The 12,043-nt window shown below is 67.0% G+C and carries 6 protein-coding genes and 3 pseudogenes; 3 read left to right on the top strand and 6 right to left on the bottom strand.

Annotated features, from left to right (window positions below):
• Positions 1 to 294: 294 nt before the first annotated feature.
• The 3 genes from ACFU53_RS01280 to ACFU53_RS01290 all read right to left on the bottom strand — a co-directional run bounded on the left by ACFU53_RS01280 (position 295) and on the right by ACFU53_RS01290 (position 5,903).
• On the bottom strand, positions 295 to 2,163 hold the full coding sequence (locus ACFU53_RS01280; protein ID WP_383984590.1) for a protein kinase: 1,869 nt from the start codon (positions 2,161 to 2,163) through the stop codon (positions 295 to 297).
• Between the two features lie 676 nt (positions 2,164 to 2,839).
• Complete coding sequence (locus ACFU53_RS01285; RefSeq protein WP_383984593.1) at positions 2,840 to 3,649, bottom strand: septum formation family protein; 810 nt, start codon at positions 3,647 to 3,649, stop codon at positions 2,840 to 2,842.
• 355 nt (positions 3,650 to 4,004) lie between these two features.
• Positions 4,005 to 5,903, bottom strand: coding sequence for a protein kinase (locus ACFU53_RS01290; protein WP_383984596.1), 1,899 nt, complete (start codon positions 5,901 to 5,903; stop codon positions 4,005 to 4,007).
• A 636-nt stretch (positions 5,904 to 6,539) separates the two neighbouring features.
• Between ACFU53_RS01290 and ACFU53_RS01295 the strand changes: the two are divergent.
• Positions 6,540 to 6,663: pseudogene (locus tag ACFU53_RS01295) on the top strand (IS21 family transposase); the annotation flags it as partial.
• A 110-nt stretch (positions 6,664 to 6,773) separates the two neighbouring features.
• Here ACFU53_RS01295 and ACFU53_RS01300 read toward each other — a convergent pair.
• A complete protein-coding gene (locus tag ACFU53_RS01300) occupies positions 6,774 to 7,010 on the bottom strand; it encodes a response regulator transcription factor (RefSeq protein WP_383984599.1) in 237 nt (78 codons plus the stop codon).
• A gap of 380 nt (positions 7,011 to 7,390) precedes the next feature.
• Here ACFU53_RS01300 and ACFU53_RS01305 point away from each other — a divergent pair, with 380 nt between their 5' ends.
• Positions 7,391 to 9,820, top strand: coding sequence for a SpoIIE family protein phosphatase (locus ACFU53_RS01305; protein WP_383984782.1), 2,430 nt, complete (start codon positions 7,391 to 7,393; stop codon positions 9,818 to 9,820).
• A 55-nt stretch (positions 9,821 to 9,875) separates the two neighbouring features.
• Here the strand turns inward: ACFU53_RS01305 and ACFU53_RS01310 are convergent.
• A pseudogene (locus ACFU53_RS01310) lies at positions 9,876 to 10,338 on the bottom strand (sensor histidine kinase); the annotation flags it as partial.
• A 15-nt stretch (positions 10,339 to 10,353) separates the two neighbouring features.
• Here ACFU53_RS01310 and ACFU53_RS01315 point away from each other — a divergent pair.
• A pseudogene (locus ACFU53_RS01315) lies at positions 10,354 to 10,623 on the top strand (transposase); the annotation flags it as partial.
• Positions 10,624 to 10,909: 286 nt separating this feature from the next.
• Here ACFU53_RS01315 and ACFU53_RS01320 read toward each other — a convergent pair.
• On the bottom strand, positions 10,910 to 11,359 hold the full coding sequence (locus tag ACFU53_RS01320) for a hypothetical protein (protein ID WP_383984602.1): 450 nt from the start codon (positions 11,357 to 11,359) through the stop codon (positions 10,910 to 10,912).
• Between the last annotated feature and the right edge of the window lie 684 nt (positions 11,360 to 12,043).

Genomic DNA, 12,043 nt, shown 5'->3' on the forward strand with positions numbered 1-12,043 from the left:
GGTGCCGAGGGGACCCGCTATTACTGGCATGGTGATCAGAGGTCGCTGCGGGCAGCAGGGTCGAGGTTGATGCCAAATTGTGGTCGGCGTTGAAGGCGCCGCCCTTGGCGGCGGGGGCTCGGCCGACGACCCGGCACAGCACCGCTCCGGCTCACCCGAGCAGCAGCTGTGGCGGGCAGCCGCTGCGACGCTCACCGACAAGCCAAAACCTCCGGCCCGCCTGCAGCATGGCGCGCGTTGCGCCTCGCAATGGCGGTCATACATCCGCCTGGCGGAGCGCGATACGGAACGAGCTCAGTCACCTGGTGTGGGTACGGCTGAGCCGGGCGGGAGCTTCTGGCCCTCTTCCGGCATCACCAGCAGGCACATCACATAGCGGAAGCCCTTGTTCCAGGTGTCCTCGGCGTCGATCCACGCCCACAGATCACGAGTGGGGCTCGTGTAGGACCCATACCGCTTGGTGCACAGCTCGTAATAGATGGGATTTCCAGGTTCGAACTTCACATCTTCAGGCGCCCTGACGTAGCCCAAGCCCTGCATCTCATGTGGTTTGTTGCAGTCCACAAGCGTGAAGGCAAAGTCATGCTCTGCCAGTTTCTTCGTGTCGATACAGTCGCCGATTGAGCTGTTCTCGATGGCGACACCGTCGCCGTGCTTCCGGTAGTCCCCCACCGGGCCGTAGAGGCTGACGGTCTTTCCGAAGATCAGACAGGCAGTGTTCCGCACGCCGTTGTCCCAGCCAGCCTCGCTGGGTGTCAGCGCGTAGGACTGGACATCGGCCATCTTGCGCACCGTGTCCCGCAAGAGGCCCGTACAGATCCCCGGGCCGTCGGCCCTCGCATCGGCCAGGGACGTGGTCGCGTTCACGTCCAGCACCTGGCCGTCCGGGTACGCCTTGCAGTCCACGATTTTCAGTCTGGGCTGGTCTTTGAACCTTCCCTCGGGCCAGGAGGCGTGGACACAGTCCCCGGGTTTCAGCTGGCGGGTCAGTCCGACCTCGTCGCCGTAAGGCAGCGCCTTGCCGTTGTCAGCGGTCTTGTCGTTGAGCAATGTGAGGCCCGCCCAGATCCCGCCGCCGATGAGCAGCAGGGCGGCCGCGATGGCCCCCAGGACCCGGGGTGAAGGAATCTTGGGCCGCCAGGAATGCCGCCGCTGTGGCAGTGCGCCGCCCTCGGCTGCGGGGCCTTCTTCGGCAGACGGTGCGGCAGGAGGTGGCCGCAAGACTGAGGGCTCCGGCAACGGCGTCGTCTCTACTGCCGGGAGCGCCGGCTTCTGTACCCGGGGAGCCTCCCCTGGCGTGGCGGCCAGCTCGGCGAGCTTACGCGCCGCTTCGTCGCTCCCCATCCGCTGTGCCGGGTCTTTGGCCATCAGGCCAGCCAGGACAGGCCCCAGGTCCCCTGCCCGGCTCGGGGGCGGGGGCTCTTCGAAGAGCAAGGCTGTCAGCGTCTCATAGGGCGTGGGGCGGTCGAATGGTCCGCTGCCCTCGACGGCGTAGTACAGGGTGGCGCCGAGGGAAAACAGGTCGGATGCCGGGCTTGGTGCCACTCCGCGGGAGCGCTCCGGTGCCAGGAACCCTGGGGTTCCGATGAACCCAGATGTTCCGGTCAGCCGGGTCTCGCCGGAGTCGGGCTGCAGTGAGATGCCGTAGTCGGTCAGCAACACCTGCCCGCCTTCACCATGGCCCGGCGCCTCCGGGGGCCCTCCGGCCAGCAGGATGTTGGCCGGCTTGACGTCCCGGTGCAGAATCCCGGCCCGATGACCAGCCATCAACGCTTCCAGCACGGCCAGACCGATACGCGCCGTCTCTGCAGGCGACAGTGGGCCGTACTCCCGCACCAGCTCGACAAGATCCTTCGCTCCGGGCACGAACCCCATGACGATCCAGGGCAGGCCGTGCTCTTCGACGACATCATGCACGGTGGCCACATGCGGGTGACTGCGCAGCCGGGCAGCGTGCCGGGCCTCGACTCGGGCCCGAGCGATGCGAGCGCTCAATTCCTCATCCGGGATCCCCACCGGGAGGGCGAGTTCCTTGAGTGCCACCTCACACTCGAGCGTTTGGTCATAGGCGAGCCACACCCGCCCCATCCCCCCGGCACCCAGCTTGCGCAGCAGCCGGTACCGCCCCGCTACCAGGCGTTCGGCACCGTTGCCCTCCGTCACGGCAGACCTCCACAACGCCTGTCACCAAAACCATATGATTTCTGGCGATGCGTCACAAATAGGCTCGCCCAAAGCACCTGGAGAACCCCTCTCACCAGCCCGTCGCGCCAGGGGAGGGCGCTCGTCCACTCGTGCGGGGGCGGGAAGCTGGCTCTGGCGCGGCACTGGCGCCGTTGTCTGCCGAGCGCAGGCCCTCGGTCAGGGAAATGGGCGCTAAGCGTTCGCTGGGTCGGTGGCGAGTACGGGCCGCGGTCATGGAAGTGGTGGCCTTCGTCGGCGCCTGCGTACCCAAGACAATCGCGGTGGGCCTGGCCTGCGCGGGAACTGCGGCCGTACCCGGCGGCCGCTCGATCCCGGAGTGCGTGACATACGCCCTCACGCCGACGACTGCGGCCCCCGGCCGCCACGAGGACGAGCACTCGGCCGACAAGGCGCGCCTATCGACCTATCGCTGGCAGACGCCTACGGTAGCGAGGCCGATTGCACCGACTGGGCCGCCCGCTTTGTCAAGGCACATGCTCAAGCAACGGGCGACGAGGCCGACCGGGCCGCGCCAGAGAAACCAGGTGCCGCCGGGGTCCTCATCGAGGTTGAGCCTGACGCCCTCACATGGCGCGTTGTGTGCCCAGCGCGGCCGTCATGCATCCACCGGGCGGGGCAGAACGCCGGAGCCAGCTCAGTTATCTGGTGTGCGTACAGCTGAGCCGGGCGGGAGCTTCTGGCCCTCGTCGCTGGCCACGAGCCCGCACATCACGAACCGAAAGCCGAGGTTCCAGTAATCCTCGGTGTCGGTCCACGCGAACAGGTCTCGGGTGGGGCTGATATAGGAGCCAAATTGCCTGACGCACAGGCCGTACATCGCATCCCAAGATTCGTCGAACGTCATGCCCTTGGGCGCCTCGACATAGCCCAGGACCTGCTGCTCGTGTGGTTTGTTGCAGTCCACCAGGAAGAGAGGTGTGTAGTCGTGCTTCTCCAGTTTCTTGGTGTCCAGACAGTCGCCGATTGAGCTGTTCTCGAGATAGAGCTCGTCGCCGTAGTGCCGGTAGGAGCCCACCGGGCCGTAGACACCGACGGTTTTGCCGAAGAGCAGGCAGGCGGTGTTCCGCACGCCGTTGTCCCAGCCCGCCTCGCTAGGGACCAGCGCGAAGGACTGGACGTCGGCCATCTTGCTCGTCGTGTCGCGCAGGAGTCCCCTGCAGATGCCCTGGCCGTTGCTCCTCGCGTCGTCCAGGGACGTGGTTGCGTTGACGTCCAGGACCTGGCCGTCGGGGTAGGTCTTACAGTCGACGATTTTCAACTCGGGCGGATCTTTGAACCGCTCCTCGGGCCAGGAAGCCGAGACACAGTCGCCGGGTTTCAGTTCGCGAGTCAGTCCGGCCTCGTCGCCGTACGGCAGGACCGGGCCGGCCTTCGGTGTCTTGGAGCCCGGACTGTTGAGCAGTGCGATGCCCGCCCATATGCCACCGCCGATGAGTAGCAGCACGGTAGCAATGAACCCAAGCATCCGGCCCGAGATCGCCTTGGAAGACCTCCCGGGATGCTGAGGCTGCGGCGGGGCTGCCGCTGGGCTACCTTCCGCAGCCGACGGTCCGGTGGACGGCTGTGAGACGGGTGGCTGGTCGCGGGTGAGCTGGCCTCGCCTTATTCCGCCGCGCCCAAGCCTGCGTAGCGGTCGGTACAGCTTCGCTATCAGGCGCTCGGCACCGTTGCCTTTCGTCATGGCAGATCTCCCAACGCCTGGTTCCTTAAACCGTATATTCATTGGCGACAGAGGGTGAACGTGATAAAAGGGCTCTGCAGGGCATGGGCGGCATATCAGGGGCGGTTCTGACCGGCTGTCACCGGGCCCCCATCGGCTCGACGTTGACTGGGGAGGGCGCGGGTGGGGCTGAGCCGGGCGGGAGCTTCTGGCCCTCTTCACGCATCGCTAGCAGGCACATCACGAATCGGAACCCTTGGTTCCAGGTATTCTCCGCGTGATTCCACGCGTACAGGTCGCGTGTGGGACTCTTGTAGGACCCGTAGCGCTTGACGCATAGGTCGTACATCGAGTCCCAGGACTCGAACCTCATGCTCTCTGGTGCCTTGACGTAGCCCAATCCCTGCAGCTCGTGTGGCTGTTTGCAATCCACAAGCAAGTGGGCGTAGTTGTTCTCCTCCAGTTTCTTGAGGTTGTAGCAGTCGCCGATTGAGCTGTTCTCAACGAAGATCTGTTCGCCGTACTTCCGGTAGTCACCCACCGGGCCGTAGAGGCCGACGGTTTTGCCGAAGAGCAGGCAGGCGGTGTTCCGCACGCCGTTGTCCCAGCCGGCCTCGCTGGGTACCAGCGCGTAGGACTGGACATTGACCATACTGTTCGTCGTGTCGCGCAGGAGTCCCCTGCAGATGCCCTGGCCATTGGCCCTCGCGTCGTCCAGGGACGTGGTTGCGTTGACGTCCAGGACCTGGCCGTCGGGGTAGGTCTTACAGTCGACGATTTTCAACTCGGGCGGATCTTTGAACCGCTCCTCGGGCCAGGAAGCCGACACGCAGTTGCCGGGTTTCAGTTCGCGAGTCAGTGCGACCTGGTCCCCGTACGGCGGCACATCGGTCTTCGGGGCCTTGGTGTCCGGGCTGGCGAGCAGTGTGACCCCTGCCCAAATGCCGCCCCCGATGAGCAGCAGGGCGGCCGCGATGGCCCTCAGAACCCGGCCCGAAGGTACCTTGGCGCTCCAGCGATGCCGCGGTCGCGGCGGAGGTGGGGCGGGCGAAGGGCCTTCTTCGGCCGGCGGTGCGCCAGGAGGCGGCCGCGAGGCCGGTTGCTCTTCCGGCAGCGGCGTCGTCTCCCCCTCCGGGACGGCCGGCTTCTCCACTCTCGGTTCCGCGCCCGGCGTGGCGGTGAGCCCGGCGAGCGTGCGCATCGCCTCGTCGCTGCCCATCCGCTGTTCGGGATCCTTGGCCATCAGACCGGCCAGGACCGCTCCCAGGTCTCCCGCCCGGGTCGGGGGTGGGGGTTCCTCAAATAGCAGTGCCGACAGGGTCTCATAGGGCGTCGGCCGGTCGAACGGTCCACTCCCCTCCACGGCGTAATACAAGGTGGCGCCGAGTGAGAAGAGGTCGGAAGCCGGGCTTGGTGCCACTCCGCGGGAGCGCTCCGGTGCCAGGAACCCTGGGGTTCCGATGAACCCCGACGTTGTGGTCAGCCGTGTCTCGCCAGAGTCCGGCTGCAGCGAGATGCCGTAGTCGGTCAGCAAGACGTGCCCGCCTGCTGCGCCGCCTGGGGTCTGTGCGCCAGGCCCGGTCAGCAGGATGTTGGCCGGTTTGACGTCCCGGTGCAGGATCCCGACCCGATGGCCTGCCATCAGTGCATCGAGTACGGCCACACCGATTCGCGCAGTGTCGGAGGGTGACAGCGGTCCGTGATCGCGCACCACCTCGGCGAGATCCTTCGCCCCGGGCATGAAGCCCATCACGATCCAGGGCAGGCCGTTTTCCTCCACGACGTCGTGCACCGTGGCGACGTGCGGATGGCTGCGCAGCCGGGCAGCATGCCGCGCCTCGACTCGCGCACGGGCAATCCGGGTGCCCAGTTGCTCCTCTGGTACGTCTACGGGGAGAGCGAGTTCCTTGAGGGCGACCTCGCAGTCGAGTATCTGGTCGTAGGCGAGCCATACCCGCCCCATCCCCCCGGCCCCGAGCCTGCGCAGCAGCCGGTACCGTCCCGCCACCAGGCGCTCGACGCCGTCGCCCTCCGCCATGCAGACCTCCATAACGCCTGACATCAAAACCGCATAACCCCTAATCGAAAACTACAAATACTCCCAAAATGACTAACACGCCCACCAGACACGCACCGCCTCCCGGGCGAGGGCAAGCGGTGCGGGTGATGCCTACACGGCGGCCCGGTGCGGCGGCGTCATCAGCGTGGGCTGCCCGAGGCTGATCACACTCGGGAGCGCCTCGACCCGGGCGGCGTGCGGAGGTGGCTGCGCCAGCGCAGTTACTGACCTTGGCGTTATAGCGTCTGGGTCTTTGTCGGACCTGGTGACAGGGGCCCCGTCTTGGCTGGTAGCCCGGAAGTATGCGGTATCCGGAGGCGGGCTGACCGCCGAGCAGCGCAGGTGCCGCGAAGAGGTACTGCGGCGGGCCGCTGACCTCTTCGAGGAGGACGTGAAAAGTCCCGTGTATCGCCCGGGAGTGATGCCCGCCCGGCCCGCCGCAGAGCGCGACGAGGACGCGGCTACCGCATGGCGGGAGGCGACCTGGCGGGAGGCAGAACCCTCCGGGCGGCGACCGGCGCATTCCTCTGCTTCGAGGACGAAGCGGGCGTGACCGGCCGGCCGCCCAAGGGCCGCACCTGGGGCCGACGCGGCATCACCCCGAGGGTCAAAGGCGATGATCCGCCGAAGTACCGGCGGGCACCGAGGGGCTCGATCGTGGATGCGGTGGAGCCGGCGATTCGCGAACTGCTGGCGGAGTACCCGCGGATGCCCGCGACGGTGATCGCCGAGCGGATCAGCCCGCCTGAGTATCTCCAGTCGTCCCGCAGTCGGCAGTTCTCCCGCAAGCAGCGCGGCCGCCCCTCACGTTCGCCGCTGGTCAGCCCCTCCCGCTCGGGTGGCCGGGCGTCACAGTCCGAGGGAGACGGCGAGTCGTGTGAGTTCCGCCGTGCTGTTGATGCCGAGCTTGGTCCGGATACGGCGGAGATAGGCATCGACCGTGTGCTGGGAAAGCCCCATGTGGCGCGCCGTTTGAAGGTAGGTGCACCCTTCGGCGATGTGTCGCAGGGTCTCCTGCTCACGCGGGGCCAGCGCAGGCCGCGCAGGTGCGGGCGCCTCGGTGTGCGGCGTGGGGTTGAAGCTCATGGACTGCCTCCGACAGATCGGCTCTGCCCTCACTGCTCACACCTTCTAAGCGGGGGGCAAATGCTCAAATTTCACTATTTGCTTAGATTCACGCGAGGAGGCCAGGGTTCGGTTCCACGCCATTGCACATTTCCTGAAGTAGCCGCACCGCCGCCTGCGGGTGTCCGGGGCGACGAACAGCGCCCGGGCGGCGCAGGCGGTACGTGCGGGTTAGCCGCGCAAAACGGCCCGGTCGAGCACCTCGTCGGCGGGCCGGGTCAGAGCCCTCATAGACAGCACTGCGTTGGTGTTCCGTGCCGCGCAGGATCATGCTTGTCAGTAGAGCCCTGGCCATGCAGGTTCCCGCGGGGCAGCGGGGACACGGAACGAGCAAGGGCGAGATGATGGAGCGACTTCCCATCCCTGAGCGGCCGGACGAGTCGGACGCATCCCCCGAGTCGGCGTTCACGGCCACGGCCACCATCAATGAGCAGGGCATCGTGACGGGGTGGAGCGAAGGTGCCCGGCGGCTGCTCGGCTACACGGCCTCGGAGGTCGCGGGGCGGACGGCCGCCGGGCTGCTCGCGGACGACGTCGGCGAGACGCCCCCGCGGCCCCCGGGCGGGCGGGAACGGTGCAGCGGTACTTTGGCGCTGCGGCACCGGGACGGCCACCGGCTGGAGCTGCGACTGCTCGCGCACCGCCGGACGTCGGACGGGGGCATCACCGAGTGGCTCGTGGTATCCGCCGTGGCGGGCAAGCGACGCTCGCCCGAGGAGGAACCGCTGAGGGAATGGACGTTCTCCCAGTCCCCCGACATCCTGGCGATCTTCGACACCGACCTGCGACTGGTGGCGGCGAACGCCAGGATGGAGCGCGCACTGTCCCTTGCCGAGGCTGAGATGCGCGGGCTGCACCTGCCCGAGATCGCGCCGTATGCCGTGAGCCATGAGACCGAGAGGAGGATGCGCCTTGCGCTGGAGACCGGCGAGCAGCAGTACGTGGAGGCCTACATCTGTGCCACGGGTGTGAGCCCGGAGCGCGGCTGGTCGACATCCCTGGCCCCGCTGAAGGACGCGGACGGCAGAGTGCGCGCCGTGTGCCTGACGGCGCACTCCAGGCCCGAGGGGTACCTTGCCCGGCAGCGGATGCTTTTGCTGAGCGACGCCGGCGCCCGCATCGGCACCACTGTGGACATCGCACGCACCGCGCAGGAACTGGCCGACATAGCCGTCCCCTGGCTCGCGGACTTCACCGCCGTCGACCTGCTTGACCTTCCGCAGCAGGGCGATAAGCCGGCCTCGGCCCCATCGGCAGGACCGGTCACCATGCGCCGCACCGCTGTGCGGTCGGTCCTCGAAGGGAGCCCGGAGTCCCTGGTCGCAGTGGGCGAGACGGCCGCCTACCCGGCGCTGTCACCTCCGGCCGAGTGCCTGGCCGCAGGCCATCCCTCCCTGTACAGGATGACCGACTCGACCATCGCCCGATGGGCGGCCCAGGCCCCCTCAGCCGCCTGGATCCGCGAGTACGGGACACACTCGATGATGATCGTGCCGATGCGTGCCCACGGCATCACGCTCGGCGTGGTCCTCTTCAGCCGTCACCAGCGCCGGGAACCCTTCGAGCCGGACGACCTGCTGCTGGCCGAGGAGCTCACGGCCCGAGCGGCCGTCAGCATCCACGACGCCCGGCGGTACGCCCAGGAGCACACCTCCACCATCACCCTGCAGCGCAGCCTGCTCCCGCACGCGCTGCCCGGTCAGGCGGCACTCGAGATCGCCTCCCGCTACCTGCCCACCGGTACCTCCGCCGGCGTGGGCGGCGACTGGTTCGACGTGATTCCGCTGTCCGGCGCACGGGTGGCCCTCGTCGTGGGCGATGTCGTCGGCCACGGCATTCGCGCCTCCGCCACCATGGGCCGCCTGCGCACCGCAGTGCGCACCCTGGCCGACGTCGACCTGCCACCCGACGAGCTGCTCACCCACCTCGACGACCTCGTCATCCACCTGGCCGCTGACGAAGGCAGCACGGACCCCTCTGCCGAAACCGCCGGAGGTATTGGCACCACCTGCCTGTACGCGGTCTACGACCCGATCTCCCGCCGCTGCACCCTCGCGCGTGCCGGCCACCCCCCACCCGCCGCCGTCACCCCGGACGGCGCCGTCTACTTCCTCGATGTGCCAGCCGGCCCTCCGCTGGGCCTGGGCGGGCTGCCCTTCGAGACCTTCGAGACCGAACTACCCGAGGGCAGCATCCTCGCCCTGTACACCGACGGTCTGCTCGAAGCCCGCGACCACGACATCGACGAAGCCCTCGACCAGCTGTTCGCGGCCCTCTCTTCCCCCACCCCGACGCTGGACACGGTATGCGACCGGATTCTCACGCCCGTGCTGAGCCACCGCCGCGATGACGACATCGCCCTGCTGATCGCACGCACCCGCGCCCTGCACGCCGACCGGGTCGCCACCTGGGACCTGGCGTCCGATCCCGTCATCGTCGCCCAGGCCCGCAAACACGCCACCGACCAGCTGACCGCCTGGGGACTGGACAACGCTGCCTTCATCACCGAACTGACCGTCAGCGAGCTCGTCACCAACGCCATCCGCTACGGCCAACCCCCCATCCATCTGCGACTGATCCACGAGAACAACACCCTGATCTGCGAAGTCTTCGACTCAAGCAACACGTCCCCACACCTGCGCCGCGCCCGGACCTACGACGAAGGAGGACGCGGCCTGCTGCTCGTCGCCCAACTCTCCGACCGCTGGGGCACACGGCATGCCACCACCGGCAAAACCATCTGGGCCGAGCAGTCACTTTCAGCCGCGTAGGACACCGAAGGGCCGTAACAAGAACCATCAACGGTCGGTCCCCCGGCCTCTGCCGGCCTTCCGATAATCCGTCGTCTCCCGCCGCACCCCCGCAGAGCGACCTGGGCGAGCGCCCGTCCGGTCCCCCGGCCGATCCGTCGCCGCCTCGCCGTTCCACACCACCCGAAGCATCACGCAGCACCCGGAACGTGAACACAGCTCCACCCCCGGGAGAGTTCGCCGCCGTGATTTCACCCCCGTGGATACGGGCGCGATCGACAGACCAAGGCCGCTGCCCTCGGACCGTGGCCGCGAAGCGCTCGCCTTGTAGAAACGGTCGAAGACGTGTGGCAGTACGTCCTCGGGAATCCCCGGCCCGTGATCGCGGAACTCGCTGGCCACCACCTGGCCGTCCAGGCCCTCGGTCCGCACGCCGACACGCGCCGGCGAACCGCCGTGCTGGAGAGCGTTCCCGATCAGATTCGCGAGGATCACATCCAGCCGCCGCGGATCAAGCGGGCCACGATGCCGCGCTCGGCAGAACAGCCGAACCCGTTTGTGTCTTCGCGGAGTTGATGAACGACCGCCGGGGCCGGGACCTCAGTCAGTGGACAGAGTGCGTGCAGGCTGACGACCTGCCCGCCCTGCACGGCTTCGTCACCGGCCTCGGCCAGGACTTCGATGCCGTCGTCGCCGGGCTCAGCCTGCCCTATAGCTCTGGCGCGGTCGAGGGCCACAACAACAAGATCAAAATGCTGAAGCGGCAGATGTTCGGCCGCGCCAACTTCGATCTGCTCCGCAAGCGGGTCCTCCTCGCAGCGTGAAGCCGTTCACGATCGCGGTTGTGGTGACCCTCCGTGGCTCTGGCACGGAAAGTGATCCAGAACCAGAGTTCAGCCGACGCCGACAGCACTGACGTCATTTGCTCCGGTCGGCACGGGCCCGGCTGCCACCCTGCCGCTCACATGTGGGGCAGGCAAGCTCCTGGGATCACATGGCACGCCGTCCGGCATGCTGGCAAGGGAACTCCTGACCGCTCGCCATCCATCTACAGGAGCCAACGGGTGGCCGTTAGGTTTACCGAGAGAGGGCTACGCGGGCATCTCGATATTACAGATCGCGCGCTTTCGGAAGCATAGCGAAAACCGCCACGATCATAATCGTGACAGGGATCAGCATAAGCGCGATTATTGCCCCGATCGCCAACCCCGGAAGGGCGGCACCCCGGTCGCCAGCAGGAAGACCTTGCCACACCTTGCCGAGACGCGTCTTCTTCCACGCCACCACACCTGCGATTACCATAAGCGGACCGAAGATAATGCCTGCCGCACCCCCTTCCGCTATGCCAGCAACGAAGGCTATTATGCCGACGAGCGTAGTCAGCAGAATTGCAGCAGTGAAAAACTTGTGCCGCGGTTCGCGCACAAATGTTGACGTCCCATCCGAGTGTTGCGCTACCGGCACCCAACCAATACGCCAGCCACAAGCTTCACATACGCCATCGCGGTACATTTCATGCCCGCAGTTCTGGCAGACCATCATTGTCGCGGGATTCGCCATTTCCGGTCATTCCCTTCCTTTAGAACGCTGTCCTCCGGATGACGCCGGTGCGGCATCTGATCCGGCATGAACCCATACATCAAGGGAGTCATGGGAAATCAGCCCGGTCATGCCACGAAATTTCGCGACTTGACGGACAGCGATAGCCACGGTAATAGCCAGGCCTCCTGGCCCCTCGCTGCTCATGACGGGGCTTGCTTGGGCTTGATCCGCGTTGACAGACACCTGAGATCAGGAGCTTCCGCCCCGGAAGAGAGACGTCTGCCATGGAGAGCACGGGAAGGAGTCACGTCCTCGCCACTCTTTCACGGCGGAATTCAAGGCCCAGATCGTCGAGCAGTGCTGACGGGGTGACCGGCCGATCGGTCAGGTCGCCAAGGACTTGTGCCGACGCACAACAGTTGTACCCCCAGGCTGAAGCCCGCCGCGGATCCCGGGAATGAGGCACCGTGGTTGTGACGAAGCAAGCTACTTGTCATCAGCCGTGCAACGCAGGGCAGTTGCCGCCACCCATCCTCGCGGAGCGCCGCGCTGACCTCTGTCCGCGCTGACGCCCCGGGATCGGTGGCGGCGCCGGACCGGTCGGTCAGCTGCGGGACCGGGTCCTGAGCAGTCCCGCACTACGGCCCTGCCCCGAGGCAACGGAGGCCGTCCGACAGCGGCTCGCAGAGAACATCGTCGATG

Origin of the sequence: Streptomyces sp. NPDC057474 (assembly GCF_042802555.1) — a bacterium.
Lineage (GTDB): Bacteria > Actinomycetota > Actinomycetes > Streptomycetales > Streptomycetaceae > Streptomyces.